This is a genomic window from Gilliamella sp. B14384G12 (assembly GCF_016101825.1).
GTDB classification, from domain to species: domain Bacteria; phylum Pseudomonadota; class Gammaproteobacteria; order Enterobacterales; family Orbaceae; genus Gilliamella; species Gilliamella apicola_N.
The window spans coordinates 466,881-484,002 of record NZ_JACFPU010000001.1; the positions used below are offsets into that span (position 1 = coordinate 466,881).

The 17,122-nt window shown below is 34.3% G+C and carries 16 protein-coding genes; 11 read left to right on the forward strand and 5 right to left on the reverse strand.

Going from position 1 to position 17,122, the window contains the following annotated elements; translation table 11 throughout:
* The first annotated feature begins 2 nt into the window (after positions 1 to 2).
* Entirely contained in the window at positions 3 to 380 is a 378-nt protein-coding gene (gene rbfA, locus H3S73_RS02085) for a 30S ribosome-binding factor RbfA (RefSeq protein WP_039127604.1), read from the forward strand.
* Between the two features lie 67 nt (positions 381 to 447).
* Entirely contained in the window at positions 448 to 1,350 is a 903-nt protein-coding gene (gene truB, locus H3S73_RS02090) for a tRNA pseudouridine(55) synthase TruB (RefSeq protein ID WP_198235775.1), read from the forward strand.
* Positions 1,351 to 1,419: 69 nt separating this feature from the next.
* On the opposite strand, the gene H3S73_RS02095 is transcribed toward truB, so the two are convergent.
* A complete protein-coding gene (locus H3S73_RS02095; protein WP_198228589.1) occupies positions 1,420 to 2,466 on the reverse strand; it encodes a LacI family DNA-binding transcriptional regulator in 1,047 nt (348 codons plus the stop codon).
* Between the two features lie 294 nt (positions 2,467 to 2,760).
* Here H3S73_RS02095 and H3S73_RS02100 point away from each other — a divergent pair, with 294 nt between their 5' ends.
* Genes H3S73_RS02100 through dnaB form a run of 3 tightly spaced genes read left to right on the forward strand, consistent with a single transcriptional unit; the run spans position 2,761 to position 6,058 of the window.
* A complete protein-coding gene (locus tag H3S73_RS02100) occupies positions 2,761 to 3,810 on the forward strand; it encodes an aspartate-semialdehyde dehydrogenase (RefSeq protein WP_198235776.1) in 1,050 nt (349 codons plus the stop codon).
* Entirely contained in the window at positions 3,797 to 4,588 is a 792-nt protein-coding gene (gene truA / locus H3S73_RS02105; RefSeq protein WP_086308836.1) for a tRNA pseudouridine(38-40) synthase TruA, read from the forward strand. The genes H3S73_RS02100 and truA overlap by 14 nt, the downstream gene beginning before the upstream one ends.
* 45 nt (positions 4,589 to 4,633) lie before the next feature.
* Positions 4,634 to 6,058 (forward strand): replicative DNA helicase, encoded by a 1,425-nt coding sequence (gene dnaB / locus H3S73_RS02110; protein WP_198235777.1) that lies wholly within the window; start codon positions 4,634 to 4,636, stop codon positions 6,056 to 6,058.
* A gap of 65 nt (positions 6,059 to 6,123) precedes the next feature.
* Here dnaB and H3S73_RS02115 read toward each other — a convergent pair whose 3' ends face one another.
* From H3S73_RS02115 to H3S73_RS02130, 4 genes are read right to left on the reverse strand one after another with little or no spacing between them, the layout of a single operon-like run.
* Positions 6,124 to 6,960 (reverse strand): metal ABC transporter permease, encoded by an 837-nt coding sequence (locus H3S73_RS02115; protein ID WP_198235778.1) that lies wholly within the window; start codon positions 6,958 to 6,960, stop codon positions 6,124 to 6,126.
* Entirely contained in the window at positions 6,957 to 7,826 is an 870-nt protein-coding gene (locus tag H3S73_RS02120; protein WP_370528780.1) for a metal ABC transporter permease, read from the reverse strand. Before H3S73_RS02120 ends, H3S73_RS02115 begins: the two co-directional genes overlap by 4 nt.
* A 2-nt stretch (positions 7,827 to 7,828) precedes the next feature.
* Positions 7,829 to 8,719: a manganese/iron ABC transporter ATP-binding protein gene (locus H3S73_RS02125; protein ID WP_198235780.1), complete on the reverse strand. Its 891-nt coding sequence runs from the start codon at positions 8,717 to 8,719 to the stop codon at positions 7,829 to 7,831.
* The gene (locus H3S73_RS02130) at positions 8,719 to 9,561 is read right to left on the reverse strand and encodes a metal ABC transporter substrate-binding protein (protein WP_232352912.1); all 843 of its coding nucleotides are present in this window, start codon (positions 9,559 to 9,561) and stop codon (positions 8,719 to 8,721) included. Before H3S73_RS02130 ends, H3S73_RS02125 begins: the two co-directional genes overlap by 1 nt.
* 1,066 nt (positions 9,562 to 10,627) lie before the next feature.
* Here H3S73_RS02130 and tssB point away from each other — a divergent pair.
* From tssB to H3S73_RS02160, 6 genes are all read left to right on the forward strand, one after another.
* Complete coding sequence (gene tssB / locus H3S73_RS02135; RefSeq protein ID WP_198228577.1) at positions 10,628 to 11,128, forward strand: type VI secretion system contractile sheath small subunit; 501 nt, start codon at positions 10,628 to 10,630, stop codon at positions 11,126 to 11,128.
* Positions 11,129 to 11,202: 74 nt separating this feature from the next.
* Positions 11,203 to 12,735 carry a type VI secretion system contractile sheath large subunit gene (gene tssC, locus H3S73_RS02140; protein WP_198228575.1) on the forward strand — a complete coding sequence of 511 codons (1,533 nt, stop codon included), beginning with the start codon at positions 11,203 to 11,205 and terminating at the stop codon, positions 12,733 to 12,735.
* Between the two features lie 38 nt (positions 12,736 to 12,773).
* Positions 12,774 to 14,126, forward strand: coding sequence for a type VI secretion system baseplate subunit TssK (gene tssK, locus H3S73_RS02145; RefSeq protein WP_198228573.1), 1,353 nt, complete (start codon positions 12,774 to 12,776; stop codon positions 14,124 to 14,126).
* 10 nt (positions 14,127 to 14,136) lie between these two features.
* The gene (gene tssL, locus H3S73_RS02150) at positions 14,137 to 14,802 is read left to right on the forward strand and encodes a type VI secretion system protein TssL, short form (protein WP_198235782.1); all 666 of its coding nucleotides are present in this window, start codon (positions 14,137 to 14,139) and stop codon (positions 14,800 to 14,802) included.
* A gap of 11 nt (positions 14,803 to 14,813) precedes the next feature.
* Positions 14,814 to 16,553, forward strand: a complete 1,740-nt coding sequence (locus H3S73_RS02155) for an OmpA family protein (RefSeq protein WP_198235783.1) — start codon at positions 14,814 to 14,816, stop codon at positions 16,551 to 16,553.
* Between the two features lie 33 nt (positions 16,554 to 16,586).
* On the forward strand, positions 16,587 to 17,075 hold the full coding sequence (locus tag H3S73_RS02160; RefSeq protein WP_065738788.1) for an Hcp family type VI secretion system effector: 489 nt from the start codon (positions 16,587 to 16,589) through the stop codon (positions 17,073 to 17,075).
* Positions 17,076 to 17,122 lie beyond the last annotated feature (47 nt).

The following is a 17,122-nucleotide window of genomic DNA, read 5'->3' on the forward strand; positions in this document are numbered from 1 at the left end:
ATATGGCAAAAGCATTTAATCGTTCATCTCGAGTCGGACATGAATTACAAAAAGAAATTGCAATCATCTTGCAACGAGAAATCAAAGATCCTCGTTTAGGTATGGTAACGGTTTCTGGCGTAGATATTTCACGTGATCTTTCATATGCTAAAGTTTTTGTAACTTTTTTAAATGATGAAGACCCGCAAGTTATCGAGCAAGGTTTAAAAGTGCTTAACGATGCGAAAGGCTACATTCGTACTTTAATTGGTAAAGCCATGAGCTTACGTATTATTCCTGAGATTAAATTCTTTTATGATGAATCTCTGGTAAAAGGTATGCATATGTCTAATTTAGTAACGAATGTTATTAAGCAAGATAACGAGCGTCATAAAGATTAATTTTACAAATAACTTCTAATTTTTTGTAAAAAAGTTTCAGGTTAACTATACGTTTCAGTATAAAAAGATGATGAATATAAAAAAAACGCGCCGTGATCTTCACGGCGTTTTATTGCTAGATAAACCACAAGGCTTGACGTCAAACGACGCGCTGCAAAAAGTAAAACGATTGTTTAATGCGAAAAAAGCAGGGCATACCGGAGCGCTTGATCCATTAGCAACGGGTATGTTACCAATTTGCTTTGGTGAAGCGACCAAATTTTCTCAATATTTGTTAGATTCTGATAAGTGCTATCGTGTCATTGCTAAACTTGGTGAACGAACTGATACTTCTGATGCTGATGGTCAAATAGTTAGCACCAAACCAGTTGATATAACTGAATCGCAAATCAATGAAGCTTTAACACATTTTCGTGGTGATATTTTACAAGTACCAACAATGTTTTCAGCGTTAAAATATCAAGGTAAGCCACTTTATGAGTATGCTCGTCAAGGTATTATAATTGATCGCGAAGCTAGACCTATCACTGTTTATAAAAATGAATTTATTCAATTTGATGTTGAAAAAAACGAATTGACGTTAGAGATACATTGTTCTAAAGGAACTTATATCCGCACAATTGTTGATGATCTGGGTGAACGACTTGGTTGTGGCGCACACGTTATTTATTTAAGACGTTTGCAAGTATCCAACTATCCTATTGAAAATATGGTCACGTTAGAAACATTAGAAGAGATGAACGATAAAGATCAACTCTTAATGCCCGTCGATAGTCCATTACAAGATTGTCCTAAAGTAATACTGACACATGCTCAAGGTGATGATATTTTATTGGGTCGAACGATTGAACTTGATACTAGTAAAGCAGTTGAAACATTGGTAAGAATCTATCAAGATGAACAATTTATTGGAGCAGGAATACAACTGTTTAATAAATTATCACCAAAACGATTAATATCAACTTCATAATATTTAATCATGTTTAAGTGAATGAATTGGCTAAATTGAGTTAAATTAACACAGTATAATTTACTATTTTTAATAAAAAAATGTCTCTGTTTCAATAATATGGTAGCGTTTAGTTGTAGCTAATTCATTTCTTATATATTGGCAAAGCAAGGTTGCGGCTTCTTGACCCATTTTATACATGGGTTTATTAACACGACTTAGCTTATCTAATTCATTGTATTGCCTATCTGTTGAGTGGCTAAGATAAGTTATTGTAATCGGTTGAGGTAGCTGAATTTCACTCTCTTTTGCTTGATGTAATGCGCCTAAGATAACACTATAATTTGTTGAAAAAGATGGATGGTTTTGAAATCTTTCATCTAAATAATTTAGATTAACATTATCACAACAGATAATAGCGGTAGGGGGATGGTTACTATTTATTAATTGTTTAATCGCCGCTCTGCCATGTTCATAGGTAAAGCAATCTTCGATAAGATAGTCTTTGTTAATGGTAATATTTGCTCTTAATAAAGCTTGTTTGTAGCCTTGTAAAAAAAGTGTTGAACTGATTTTATTGTTATCATTAAATAGCACTGCAATTTTTGAGTGAGAATTATTGAGCAAATATTGGGTTATTTGATGTCCAATCACTAAATGATCAAAATGAACACATATAAAGTTTAAAGAAAAGTGATTAACTAACACAATAGGCGGTAAAGCTTTCTTAAAATGCTCAAGTTCCTGCAAATAAGGCGCATCATTAATAACTAAAATACCAGCAAAGGAATTTTGACTAATGTATTTGATTAAATAATGGATGTCTTTTTTTGTTTGATAGGGAAAGCGAAAGTAAAAAATTGCAAAACCAGTTTGAGTTAACGTTTGCTCTAAACCGTAGTTGATTAATGTTCTTGTGATAAATTGATTGTCCAACACTAATATTTTATTACTGCTATTATGATCATTATGTGGTTTAAAATTATTATGAATATCAATGTTGAGCTCCTCAATAGCTTGATAAACTTTAGATTGTGTCATGGGTGAGGTTAAATGTGGTTTTTTTAAAACTCTCGACACGGAAGCAATGGATAAATTGGCTTGTTTAGCAATGGTTGATAATGTTTTTTTTGCCATGGTAGATGTTTCTAAATTCGTTTTATAATCGTTTTAATTTTACGATGTTTATTCAATTAGTAACTGAGAAAGATTATTTTTGTCGATCAATGTTCCAAAAAATTTGTTAGAGTTATAAAAAAATTATTAAAAACTGACATTAAGTTTTTTTTAAAACCTAGTCTAATCAACTCCTTTTATATGAATAATGGTAAAAAGAACAAATGCCAATATCATTGCGAAGTATCTTTTTCCGCTATATTTAAGATATAGTGATATAATTACTACTAAACTTTTTTATTTGGGTTATTAAATATGTCTGCATGGAATATTGCGATTGTTGGTGCGACAGGACAAGTAGGTTCTGCGCTAGTTGAATTGTTACAAGAACATTGTGTTCAAACAGACGAAGCACAAACTGATAGTGCGCAAAAACATAATTTTCAGATTGAAAATCTTTATTTAGTTGGAAGTGATAATAGTGCTGGCGAAATTGTGCGCTTTGCGGGTAAAAACTTAACGGTTATTGATAGTGCACAAATGGACTGGAGTCAGTGCCATTTTGCCTTTTTTGTTGCTGGTGCAAAAACGAGTGAAAAATATGCGCAAGTAGCGACCGATTCTGGTTGCGTTGTTATTGATGCTAGTGGTTATTTTGCTACTCAAGATCATATTCCATTAATTGTACCTAAAGTTAACAACAATGTGTTAACTGAATACCGTAATGATAATATTGTTGCAGTGGCAAGTGCGACGGTATGTCAGTTATTGCGTTGTGTGGCATCGTTAACAGATACTGAATTATTAACCAATTTACATGCAACCAGTTTCATTCCTGCATCGCTCTACGGTAAGCCAGGTGTTGATGAACTAGCAGGACAAAGTGCACGTCTACTTAATGGTATGCCAGTTGATAATGAACTGTTTGATAAACAATTGGCTTTTAATTTATTACCAATATCACATGAACGTGATGATGCGACTTTAGGTGAGAAATCACAGATTAATCAAATTCGCAAAGTTCTTAATAATTATGATTTACCAGTTTCGATTGAATCTGTTGTGGTGCCAGTATTTTATGGGCTTGCACAAGCAATAAATGTATCGAGTAGCTTACCGATTGAATTAGATATGGCGCGATTTGGTGAATATGGTGTTGAGGTACAAGAAGGTAACTTACCAACACCCGTTACGGAAGTCAGTGCCGAATCAGAATCTCAATTGACAATAAAATTGTCTAATTTACGGCATAGTTATGGGCATTATGAACAAATTCAATTTTGGTCAGTAGCTGACAATGTTCGCTATTTAGGTGCATTAATGTTGATAGAGACGCTTGAGATCCTAATTAATGACTACCTCTAAAATCGCTTTAGGTATTGAATATGATGGTAGTGGCTATTTTGGTTGGCAACGTCAGCAATCAGTTGATTCTATCCAAGCAAGATTAGAATCAGCATTATCGACTGTCGCTAATGAGCCAATAAACCTATTTTGTGCAGGTCGAACCGATGCGGGCGTGCACGCAACAGGACAAGTTGTGCATTTTGAAACCCAAGCTATACGATCTGAAACTGCTTGGACAATGGGGGTCAATGCACATTTACCGATAAATATTGCCGTGCGTTGGTCGCAAGTGGTCGATGATAGCTTTCATGCTCGGTTTAGTGCAACAGCTCGGCGTTACCGTTATGTCATTTATAATAACCGTTATCGTCCAGCAATTTTGGCCAAAGGTGTTTCACACTATTATTTGCCTTTGAATGAGGCATTGATGCATCAAGCCGCACAGTATCTATTAGGTGAAAATGATTTTTCATCATTTAGAGCGGCACAATGTCAATCACGAACACCTTGGCGTAATATTCATCATATTGAAGTAACAAGGCAGGGCGAATATATCATTGTTGATATTAAAGCTAATGCATTTGTTCACCATATGGTTCGCAATATAGTAGGTAGTTTACTTGAAGTTGGCGTAGGCAATAAACCGCCAATATGGATTAATGAACTTCTACAAATAAAAGACAGGACTCAAGCGGCAGCAACCGCTAAACCTGAAGGATTATATTTAGTTCAAGTGGATTATCCAGATGAGTATCAAATACCTAATCTTGCATTAGGGCCATTATTTTTAGCGTAAGTGAATAAGCTTAACGATAAATTAGTTTAAAAAAAGATGAACGTAATGAATACAGATGAAACAAGCTTAAGCAGAGATTCTAGAAATCAAGAGTCGAAAAAATCAAATCTACATAATATCAAGATGCCTCCGCATTCAATTGAGGCAGAACAAGCTGTACTTGGTAGTTTGATGCTTGATAATCAACGTTGGGATACGGTTGCTGAAATGATTTTGGATCGTGATTTTTATTCGCGCCATCATCAGCTGATTTTTTCAGAAATGCATTCGCTGATTAGCAAAGGTACACCGATTGATTTAATCACTTTATCGGAAAGTTTAGAGAGCAAAGATCTATTAACGGATGTGGGGGGATTTGCATACTTAGCTGAGCTTTCTAAAAACACGCCAAGTGCGATTAATGTGGTTGCTTATAGTGAGATTATTCGACAGCAGGCAATTTTGCGTGAATTAATTAGCGCTTCAAATGAAATCGCTGATAACTGTTATGCCACAGAAGGTCGAGATAGTAACGAAATATTAGATTTAGCAGAAAGTAAAATCTTTCAAATTGCTGAAAGTCGAACCAAACAGGGCGAAGGTCCAAAAAGTATCACTGAAGTGCTTGAAGCAACGGTTGCTAAAATTGAAGAACTGTTCCAACGTCCACATGACGGGGTGACGGGCGTTTCAACGGGTTATATTGATTTAGATAAAAAAACGGCTGGTTTACAACGTTCAGATTTAATTATTATTGCTGCAAGACCATCAATGGGTAAAACCACATTTGCAATGAATTTATGTGAAAACGCAGCAATGACGCAAGAAAAACCCGTACTAATATTTAGTTTAGAGATGCCATCAGAGCAAATTATGATGCGTATGCTTGCCTCGTTATCGCGTGTTGATCAAACACGCATTCGAACAGGACAATTGCAAGACGATGATTGGGCAAGAATTTCCAGTACGATGGGATTATTACTTGAAAAGAAAAATATTTATATTGATGATTCTGCAGGTTTAACGCCAATGGAACTGCGATCACGGGCTAGACGTATTTATCGTGAACATAAAGGTTTAAGTATGATCATGGTTGATTACTTACAGTTGATGCGTGTGCCAAATATTTCTGAAAACCGAACTCTCGAAATTGCCGAAATTTCACGTTCATTAAAAGCGTTAGCAAAAGAGTTACAAATTCCGGTAGTAGCTCTATCACAGCTAAACCGTAGTTTAGAACAACGAGCGGATAAACGTCCAGTGAATTCAGATTTACGTGAATCGGGCTCTATTGAACAAGATGCTGACGTCATTATGTTTATTTATCGTGATGAAGTTTATAATGAGGCATCTGAACATAAAGGGATTGCTGAAATTATATTAGGTAAACAAAGAAACGGTCCAATCGGTAAAGTTCGGTTAAAGTTCCAAGGTCACTTTTCTCGATTTGATAATTATGCCGATTCCAGCAAATATATGGATGATGAATAATTATAGCCAATCACCACAATAAGCGTGGGTAAATTTATACTCACGCTTATACCTAACATTTCTCATTAATTCCTAACACTTTGCCTTACTATAAATTGGTAAATCTGCACGCCTAAAAAGATAATGGCTTGCAAAATTACAATACATGCACTGGTCGATGCATCTAAATAGAAGCTAATTAGTGTTCCAATAACAGTTGAAAATATCGAAACAATTACTGCTATCAATAGCATCCTTTCAAAACGTTTAGTTAACGAAAATGCAATAATGCCCGGTGCTATCAGCATTGCAATAACCAAAATCACGCCAGCTGTTTTTAAAGAGCTGACGATAGTTAAAGCTAAAACACAAAGTAATCCATAATGTAATAATTTTACCGGTAAACCTACCACTTTGGCTTGAACCGGATCGAAACAATATAACAGTAAATCACGACGCTTGACGATTACTATTGCTGATACTATCCCTGCAATTAACATAATCTGTTCTAACTCAGCATAACTCGTGCCTAGCACGCTACCAAATAGGATATGATTTAAATGTTGTGATGTATCTACTTTTGAAAACAGTACTAAACCAAACGCAAACATTCCCGAAAACACAATTCCCATTACTGTATCTTCTTTTATTCGGCTATTTTCTTTAATATAACCCGTGGCAACCGAGCACAATAATCCTGAGGCAAATGCACCTATGATAATCGGAATCCCTGCTAAATACGCAAGTACAATGCCCGGTAATACTGCATGTGATATGGCATCTCCCATTAATGACCAGCCTTTTAACACTAAAAAGCATGATAGGAGAGCACAAACAATACCCGTGGCTAGTGCCGCAATAATGGCACGTTGCATAAGAGGCAGAGTAAAAGGATAATAAAGATATTCCAATAAATCTGTCATATATTTGCCCCGTTATTTAATCGGCTTTGTCTTATTCGTAAACGGTTTGAGATTAAACCTTGTTTTGGTGCAAACAAAAAGACCACAATAAAAATCAATGTTTGCAGCGAAACAATAACGCCACCAGTTTCACCATTCAAAAAGTAACTAAACCAAGCACCAATCGCACTGGTTGATGCGCCAATTACCACGGAAATAATTAACAGCCTTGAAAATCGATTCGTTAGCAAATAAGCGGTTGCTCCGGGAGTGACGACCATAGCAATAACCAAAATAGCACCAACTGTTTGTAGGGCGGCGACAGTACAAGCACTCAAAATAGTGAAAAAAAGAATTTTTAAATGCAAAGGCTTTAGACCAATTGATCGTGCGTGGATTTCATCAAAAAATACAACTAACAGATCTTTCCAAAAAAGGAGTAACAAAACCAAAGAAATCAAAATAATGATTTGTACCTGCCACATATCACTATCATCAATGCCTAAAATATTCCCAAAAATAATAGTTTGCGCATTAACAGAGGTGGGATTTAGCGAAATAATTAATAATCCAATTGCAAAAAAAGTTGAGAAAATAAAACCGATAATGGCATCTTCTTTTAAGCGTGTAATGGCACGAATGATAGTTATAGATAACGCTGCAAGTAATCCCGTAAAAAAAGCTCCGACCGAATAAGGTAAACCAAGCGCATAAGCCCCCGCTACGCCTGGGACAACCGAATGTGACAATGCATCCCCCATTAATGACCAACCTTTCAACATTAGAAAGGCTGATAAAAAAGCACAAGCAGCGCCAACAATGCTACTCACCCAAATAGCTTTCAGCATAAAATCATAGGTAAATGGCTCAAGTAAGAATTCCATTATTGTCATCCTTTTGGTTGATCTGACTGGGCATCAACCAACAAATCTTGGTGTGGGGAATCATCTTTACCTTCACCATAAAAAATCGCCGCACGTTCATCGTCAGTTAAGATCGATACTTTACGGGGATCTTCGTCTTGATGTAATTTTTCGCCAGACAAACTCAGATAGCGCAATGCACCACCAAAAGTCGTCATCAAATTTTGAGGGGTAAAGGTAGTTTTGGTAGGCCCAAAAGCTAAAACTGTTTGATTAATTAATACGACTTGGTCACAAAATTCTGGCACACTACCTAAATTATGGGTAGAAACTAAAATAAGATGATTTTCTTTTCGCAGAGCTTTTAATAAATCAATAATGGCATTTTCAGTTTTTACATCAACTCCTGTAAAGGGTTCATCTAGTAACAATACTTTACCTTGCTGCGCTAAAGCTCTAGCTAAAAAAACACGCTTTTTTTGCCCTCCCGATAACTCACCTATTTGGCGGTGCTTAAAATCCAGCATATTTACGCGTTCAAGTGCAATATCAACTTGTTTTTTATCTTCTTTACTTGGGATACGAAAAAACGACATATGACCATAACGTCCCATCATAACGACGTCTGATACTAAAACAGGAAAATCCCAATCAACCTCTTCCGTTTGTGGAACATAAGCTATGATGTTTTGCTTTAATGCTTGAGCAACTGAAATATCATTAAATGTTACTTGCCCACGGGTTGGACGAATCATGCCCATAATACTTTTAAACAAAGTGGATTTTCCACTACCATTCACTCCAACAAGTGCACAAATCGTACCGCCATTAAGGCGAAAACTAGCATCATGAATTGCAGTATGACCATTATTGTATGTTACCGTGATATCATTAACATTTAAGCATATTTGTGTCATTATTTCTCAAATCCTTTAGCTATGGTTTCAACCGTGATTTTTAAAAGATCGATATAGGTTGGAACAGGACCGTCTTTTGTTGAAAGCGAATCAACATAAAGCACACCACCGTATTTAGCGCCCGTTTCTTTGCTAACTTGCTTTGCAGGTTTATCAGAAATTGTACTTTCACTAAAAACAACAGGAATTTTATTCGCTCTGACTAAATCAATAAGATTTTTAACCTGCTTTGGTGTACCTTGTTGTTCAGCATTGATTGGCCATAAGTAGGCTTCTTTTAAATTATAATCGCGAGCTAGATAGCTGAATGCACCCTCACTTGTCACTAACCAACGTTGTGCTTCTGGAATTTTAGCCAAACGCTCACGCAGTGGGGCATCAAGAGCTTTGATTTTAGCAACATAATCCTGCGCATTTTTATTATAGATAGTGGCATTTTTAGGATCATACTTAACAAAGGCTGCACGAATGTTCTCAATATAAGTTAAAGCAAGTGTCGGTGACATCCATGCATGAGGATTTGGATTCCCTTTATAACTACCTTCTTGGATTGGCATCGGTTCGATGCCTTCTGTCACTATAACTGATGGAACATCTTTAATATCTTCAAAAAAACGTTTAAACCAAAGTTCCAAATTAAGTCCATTCCATAAAACTAGATCGGCTGAAAGCGCTTTAGTAATATCTTGAGGGGTCGGATCATATTCGTGTATTTCGGCGCCTACTTTAGTAATTGATTCAACAGTTGCAGCATCTCCCGCAACGTTTTGGGCAATATCTTGAATAACGGTAAATGTGGTAACAACTTTAAATTTTTTTTCTGCTGCTGATGACTCGGACATACCTGTAAGAACGAGCAAAGATGATAGTATTACTGATAGTAGGGTTTTGCGCCGTTTAAAATAATTAAACTTCATTAGCGACTCCTTTTGTTTAATATATAATCAAATTGAAGCAAATTATAGAAAATCAGTGAGAGTTTTGATGATTTAAAAAAGTAAAATCCGTTTTACTGATAATTCTTTGGACGTTTAATTTGTTATTAAAATTTCATTAATTTAAATGCTAATGAGAATTATTATCACCTAATAGATAAAAGTCAAACTTTTTTTCTAAAATTTGTAAAATTGAACGATTTAATTTTTAAAGATAACTTATTGTATATAAAATTTGAATTAAAAGTAGATTGTTCCATCTATATGAATGATAGATATTATAGAAAAGCATACGTGAAAATATTAACTATTAACCAATATAAAAACATTTATATTTAATAACTACTTAATTATATGACAATACATGTAACCTCATTTATTAAGAAAATAATGACTGCATTTATTATTTATAATATATAAGATAGTTAAAAGTACAGTATCGCCAACCTTAACAAATTATTGGATAAATATTAACCATTCAGAAAAAATAAAATTACTTTTGTTAAAAGTAGTAGTTAAATTGAAAAATGTTCTCATTAGTCCAAATAAATAAATTTGAAAATTGAAAGCAATATTACTAATAAACTTTTCTAATTTTTATACTTATTGTCGCAAAATTTATATTTATCAAAAAATGTATACAAATTATTAGGTTATTACATAAAATGGTCATTTTTTAAGATGTGCCATTATTGATTGAATGTTTGATTGAATTTTTTTCATGTGAAAATTATTTATTTATAAATAAATTTTCTTAGAATTTATTAAAAAAAAACTTAATATTTACAGTAAGTTCCTTAATTTCTAATTTTATTTAATGGATATAAGAACTTTTTTTAAAAAAAAAAATTAAATAAAATTATTAATGAAGCTTGTAAATTGATTTTAATTAGTGTAAATTCCAGGCAGAAACGAATCAATAATTGATCTCGCCTCTAAGATTTATAAAAAATAGGGAAATTAAGGAATTAAAATGTCTAATAGTTATCAAAATGAAGTACCTGCTGCGCGTGTTAATATTCAACTAGATCTTCATACCGGTGGGGCTAAAAAGAAAGTTGAATTACCGTTAAAAATTTTATCTGTTGGTGATTATGGTCGTGGTAAAGATAAACGTACTCTTTCAGAAAAAGAAAAAGTTTCTATCAACAAGAATAATTTTGATGCAGTATTAAAAGACTTTAAACCTGAAGCAACAATTACCGTTCCTAATACGCTTGCTGATGATGGTAGTGATGTCAATGTCGATCTCTCTTTTGAATCAATGAATGATTTCTCTCCAGAACAAGTCGCTAAGAAAATCCCTCAGTTACGCTCTTTGCTTGCAATGCGCAATTTACTAAGAGATTTAAAATCTAATCTGCTCGATAACGCAACATTTCGTTATGAACTTGAAAAAATCGTTAAGGATGAACAATTGTCTGATGAGCTACGAGCTGAATTAGAAGCAATTGTATCTGAAAGTACGAAATAGTTTTTTATAAGAATTAGTTCAAAAAATTAATGACAATTTAGTGTCTTAAAGATAAGTATTACGAGAGAACAACAATGGAACAAAAGCAAGAGAATAAAGCTACTGTAGAGACAGTTACACAAGAAACAGGAAGTGTTTACCAATCTTTATTTGATAAAATAAATTTAAATACAATTAAAAAAGTAAGTGATATTGATAAATATGAAGACAATGAGGTTTTGTTTGAAACTTCTCAAGATGAACGTGTTACAATGGCTGTTAATATACTGCTTCAGTTAATACAAGGTTCCTCTCAAAAAATCGAAAAGTTAGATAAGCATTTACTTGATTATCATATCAGCCAAATAGACCAAAAAATAAGTCGCCAACTTGATGTTGTGATGCATGATAAAACCTTTCAAGAAATTGAATCAACGTGGCGAGGTCTAAAATTTTTAGTTGATCGTACCGATTTCCGTCAAAATGTAAAAATTGAATTGCTAGATATATCTAAAGAAGATCTTCGTCAAGATTTTGAAGATGCACCGGAAATTTCCCAATCAGGTTTTTACAGACACACTTATATTCAGGAATATGATACACCAGGTGGTGAACCAATTGGTGTGACCATTTCAAATTATGAATTTGATCGTAGTTCACAAGATATCGCTTTATTACGTAATATTTCTAAGGTTGCTGCCTCAGCGCATATGCCATTTGTTGGCTCTGCTGGACCAAAATTTTTCGGTAAAGAGACAATGGAAGAAGTTGCGGCAATCAAAGATATTGGAAACTACTTTGATCGTGCAGAATATACAAAATGGAATAGTTTCCGTGAAACGGATGACTCACGTTATGTTGGGTTAACTTTACCTCGTGTATTAGCACGTTTACCATATGGACCTGATACTGTTCCTGTTCGTAGTTTTAACTATGTTGAAGATGTTAAAGGTCTTGATCATGATCGTTACCTTTGGGCTAATGCATCTTATGCTTTTGCTGCAAATATGGCACAAAGCTTTGTCCGTAATGGCTGGTGTGTTCAAATTCGCGGTCCACAAGCTGGTGGCTTAGTTGAAGATCTACCAATTCATCTTTATGATTTAGGAACTGGTAATCAAGTTAAAATTCCAACTGAAGTTCTTATTCCAGAAACTCGTGAGTTTGAATTTGCTAATTTAGGTTTTATACCATTATCTTTCTATAAAAATAGAGATTATGCATGTTTCTTTTCTGCTAATTCAACACAGAAACCAACCCTTTACGATACTAAAGAAGCAACTGCAAATAGTCGAATTAATTCTCGTTTACCGTATATTTTCTTATTATCACGTATAGCTCATTATCTTAAAGTTATTCAACGTGAAAATATTGGTGCAACTAAAGATCGCCGAGTACTTGAACTTGAACTCAACAGATGGATTAGTAATCTTGTTACAGAAATGACCGATCCAAGTGATGAAGTTCAAGCATCACACCCATTACGTGAAGCAAAAGTAATTGTTGAAGACATTGAAGATAATCCTGGCTTTTTCCGTGTTAAGACATTCTTAGTTCCTCACTTCCAGATAGAAGGGATGGATATTAATTTATCAATGGTTTCACAAATGCCAAAAGCTAAAAATTAATATCGATTTTATAGGAAAAAACTGGAGTCTCAGGGTAAATGAAAATTTTTCGTCCTTTATGGAATGAGGGCGTCTTTTTGACGCCTCAGCAATTCCAACAACAAGAATTATGGCGGCAATACTCATCACAAAACTTAATGGCTATGTTAGTAGCTAATCCGTGGGGAGTTGAAAAAATAAATATTGATACACAATCGCTTTCAATAGATCGCCTTAAAGCAGAATCGATCAGCATTCGGTTTAATGATGGTGTAGTTGTTGATACTGATATTGCTGATAATTTACCAGAAGCAAGAATGTTGAACAATGATATTCCAGTTGAACTCAATGAAGTCACTGTTTTAATCGGAATTCCATTATTAAATGCTAATGGTGGAAATTGTCTACAAGATAATCAACGTCTAGAAAGACCACTTCGTTATCGAAAAGAGTGGGTTGAAGTACCTGATCTTTTTGGTCAAAACTCTGAAACAATTGCTGTTGAACGATATGCGTTGACCTTTTTATTTGATTTTGAAGATAATAGTGATTATATAACCTGTCCAGTTGCTCGTCTAAAACGTGATCTTAATGGTCGATTTATTTTAGATCTTCAATACATTCCGCCAATATTGAATCTTTTGACACAAAGCGGATCATTACTGAAAGAGCTAGATCTTTTATGTATCCAGATACAAGCAAAACGCCAGCATTTACTTGGTATGCGCCATGAGCGTAATCAACAAATTGCTGAATTTGCAACTGCGGATGTTTCTCTATTTTGGCTCCTTAATGCATTGAGTTCATTTGAACCTCAGCTTAAATTTTTACGTGATAATCCAACAATTCATCCTGAACGTCTTTATCAAACTTTAACTGCGTTTACAGGTTCTTTGTTGACTTTTTCATTAGTAAATAGTGTTAATGATATTCCTGCTTATCAGCATGATAAACTTAATGAGGTTTTCCCTCCGCTTTTTGAGTTAGTGCGTAATTTATTAGAAGAAAGCTTACCTTCACGCGTTATTAAAATTGATTTAGTTCATGATCAAGATACTTTATGGACAGGTCGTTTGAATGATTCACGGCTTGTTGAGGATGCAGATTTTTATCTTTCAGTTCGTTCTAGTATGCCTGGCCATCAATTACTTTCACAATTTCCAATACTGTGTAAAGCAGGGGCGCCAGATGATGTTAGACAAATTATACATTCAGCACTTTCAGGTATACCGATCAAAGCATTAAATCATGTACCAGCAGCAATACCATTACGTTTAGAGAATCAATATTTTGCTCTGGATTTGTCTCATAGTGCAGCAAAAAATATGTTGCTTGCCAGATGCTGTGAATTTTATGTTCCAAGGGCAATGCCAGATATTTCATTAGAACTTTTCGCAGTACTGCGATCATAGGGTTAAGGTAATGAATACAGAACCAAAAAAAATTATTATCGATGAATTATTGCGTGACTCAATATTAGTAGTTGTAGAACTAAAGGCAAAAGCAAAAATTCCTTCAGGACATAAACTATATGAACATTGTAAAGAACAGATCAAGAATGTTCGTGATGCTTTATACAATGCACAATATAAACAAGATGTTATAGATGATATTAGTTATGCATTATGTGCCTTATTAGATGAAACAGTTTTGCTTTATCAAAAAGATAATCCTAGCGATCAAGGCTATGATGAATGGCTTGGTGAACCGCTCCAAGTCATCTATTTTAATACCAATAATGCAGGTTATGACTTATTTGAAAAAATTCGCAGTCGTTTAAAAGATGATAAAAAAGAAGAAATTGTTCTAAGTTGTTTTGATAGAGTATTAGGGCTAGGTTTTCAAGGATGTTATTTAGGAAAAGCTCAAATGGAAAGGGAGCATCTTATATTAGCACTTCGAGAAGCATTGCGTGAATCAGAACCAGAACAAAATCATCCTATTATTGAACAAGCTCAGGATCATCGTTTTTGGGGACGAAAGACTCTACTTTTATCTTTAACAGCATTGTCTTTTATTTGCGTGATTGCACTATACTTTATCTTGAATAATCAACTTGATAATTTAATTGACTCGCTTATTGGTTAAAAAGAGGTCTTATGAGCGATTATCCTAAGCGTATTCAGATTATTTATGCAGCTACCTTAAGCCTATTATTGTTATTTGTCTTTTTGCCAATAACAATGGGATGGCAAATTATAGGATCAGTTTTAGTGGTAGTGATAACCACAGGCATATTATGGCGTATGAAGCACTATCGAAAAGTACTTGCTTCATCGACGACTAATATTGCTTTTTTAACTGAGAAACTTGATTTGCTACCTGCAAAACAGCGTTATCGTCTACCTATTTTATTAGTGACAGGCAGTGGTGCAAAAGATTTTTTCCCTGATGATTTATCTTTAGCCCAATCGAATATTTTAGTTTCTTCTGAAGCCGTTTGGATCTATGTTGATGAATATTCACACTTGCCAATAGTCTATGATTCGTTAATAGCTAAATGGCCTGATATGATTGGCAGGGTAGGTATTTTTTTAGCTTTGACACCAGAAATCGAAGATAAACAAGGGATTTTTATTGCAAAATTGCAAGCTTTTCGTCAATCTTGGGTTGATACAAGCAAAATTGCTAAATATTCGTTACCTGTTTACATATCGGTACATATTGGATTTAATGATTTAATTTATGATGAATTTGAATCTATTCCTGTTCAATGGTTTCAACTTAAAAATCAAAAATTAAACTTGCTTGATCGTTATTTATCTCCATTAAATAATTGGGTGAATGATATTAAAATTTCACCTAAAGAAAGAGAACGTCGTTTAAGTCTTCAAGCTTTTTTAAATGAAACTAAAGATTGGATTGAACAGGTTGTTTTATCAACATTAGTGGATCCTAAACAACCTATAGCAAAATGTATGCCAGCTGCTGCAGCTATTTATCCTGTTAATCAAGAGGCTACTACTAATAATATAATACAAAATAAGTGGGAAAGTCTTACAACTATGAGACTCCCTAATACTCGAAAAATACAAGAAAACGTTAGTCCTCCAGATGATTTAGTAAAGTTTATGCCTATTGCATATCCGTTTTCACCTATTAGCTCAATGATCTGTGGATTACTTGTTATAACGTCCTTATTTACTATGGGATGTTTAGGAGCATCATTTAAAAATAATATAAAACTTGCTAAGCAAGTTGAAAGCGATATTGATTTTTATCATTCCATTGCTATGGATAATTATGATGAGAAACTTAAAGCATTAGAAATTTTGAAAAACGATAGAATAATGTTGAATAAGTATTTTTCACAAGGTGAACCTGTACGCTTAGGTGTAGGGTTATACCATGGGCAACAACTCATAGAACCGTTAAATATTGCCATTAGTAAATACGTTGCGAAACCACCAGAAGTGATAGAACCACCTCAAGTGGTAATACCAGTGGTAATACGTTTAGATAGCTTATCATTATTTGAAACAGGTCAATCAAATTTGAAACCAGATTCGACCAAAATACTGATCAATGCTTTAGTTGAAATGCAAAAACAAATAAAAAGTAATCAGGAAACAGGATGGCTCATCTTAATTGGCGGACATACTGATTCCACAGGTAGTGAGGACAAAAATATACAATTGTCTTTAGATCGTGCTATTTCAGTTAGAAATTGGTTCATGAAAACAAGTGATATGCCTGAAACCTGTTTTGCCATACAAGGGTATGGCTCAAAAAAACCGTTGGTTGATAACGATACTGCAGAGAATCGTGCCAAAAATCGACGTGTGGAAATAAGCTTAGTTCCTCAAATGTCAAATTGTTTTTTGACACAAGAAAACTAAGGGATTTAACTAAAACAAAAAAGGAGTAAAACAATGGCTGTTCCAGCATATATGTTCTTAAAAGATGACGGCGGCGCGGAAATTAAGGGATCTGTAACCGTGTTTGGCCGTGAAGGTAGTGTAGAAGTTGTTGAGTTTGATCACAAAGTGTACATCCCAACAGATGGTAATACTGGTAAATTAACTGGCACACGTGTTCATAAAGCACTTGAGTTTGTTAAAGAAGTCGATGCTTCATCACCTTATCTTTACAAAGCAGTTACCACAGGTCAAAACTTAAAATCAGTTGAGATCAAATGGTACAAAATTAACGATGCTGGTCAAGAAATTGAGTATTTTAATACGTTAATGGATGGTGTAAAAGTTGTATCTGTTAAACCAGAAATGCACAATATCAAAGACCCAACAAAAGAACAATACAATCATTTAGAGCGTGTTGAACTTCGTTATGAAAAAATTACTTGGACTTATAAAGATGGCAACATCATTCACTCAGATAGCTGGGTAGAAAGTCGAGCGTAATTTAATATTTGCTGACCCTTTCCTGACTTAAGGGTCAGCATCTTTGG

What these genes read in the sequence shown, in the direction of transcription:
- rbfA (WP_039127604.1), top strand. Translation starts at nt 3, where the DNA reads ATGGCAAAAGCATTTAATCGTTCATCTCGAGTCGGACATGAATTACAA.
- truB (WP_198235775.1), top strand. Translation starts at nt 448, where the DNA reads ATGATGAATATAAAAAAAACGCGCCGTGATCTTCACGGCGTTTTATTG.
- H3S73_RS02095 (WP_198228589.1), bottom strand. Translation starts at nt 2,466, where the DNA reads ATGGCAAAAAAAACATTATCAACCATTGCTAAACAAGCCAATTTATCC.
- H3S73_RS02100 (WP_198235776.1), top strand. Translation starts at nt 2,761, where the DNA reads ATGTCTGCATGGAATATTGCGATTGTTGGTGCGACAGGACAAGTAGGT.
- truA (WP_086308836.1), top strand. Translation starts at nt 3,797, where the DNA reads ATGACTACCTCTAAAATCGCTTTAGGTATTGAATATGATGGTAGTGGC.
- dnaB (WP_198235777.1), top strand. Translation starts at nt 4,634, where the DNA reads ATGAATACAGATGAAACAAGCTTAAGCAGAGATTCTAGAAATCAAGAG.
- H3S73_RS02115 (WP_198235778.1), bottom strand. Translation starts at nt 6,960, where the DNA reads ATGACAGATTTATTGGAATATCTTTATTATCCTTTTACTCTGCCTCTT.
- H3S73_RS02125 (WP_198235780.1), bottom strand. Translation starts at nt 8,719, where the DNA reads ATGACACAAATATGCTTAAATGTTAATGATATCACGGTAACATACAAT.
- H3S73_RS02130 (WP_232352912.1), bottom strand. Translation starts at nt 9,561, where the DNA reads ATGTCCGAGTCATCAGCAGCAGAAAAAAAATTTAAAGTTGTTACCACA.
- tssB (WP_198228577.1), top strand. Translation starts at nt 10,628, where the DNA reads ATGTCTAATAGTTATCAAAATGAAGTACCTGCTGCGCGTGTTAATATT.
- tssC (WP_198228575.1), top strand. Translation starts at nt 11,203, where the DNA reads ATGGAACAAAAGCAAGAGAATAAAGCTACTGTAGAGACAGTTACACAA.
- tssK (WP_198228573.1), top strand. Translation starts at nt 12,774, where the DNA reads ATGAAAATTTTTCGTCCTTTATGGAATGAGGGCGTCTTTTTGACGCCT.
- tssL (WP_198235782.1), top strand. Translation starts at nt 14,137, where the DNA reads ATGAATACAGAACCAAAAAAAATTATTATCGATGAATTATTGCGTGAC.
- H3S73_RS02155 (WP_198235783.1), top strand. Translation starts at nt 14,814, where the DNA reads ATGAGCGATTATCCTAAGCGTATTCAGATTATTTATGCAGCTACCTTA.
- H3S73_RS02160 (WP_065738788.1), top strand. Translation starts at nt 16,587, where the DNA reads ATGGCTGTTCCAGCATATATGTTCTTAAAAGATGACGGCGGCGCGGAA.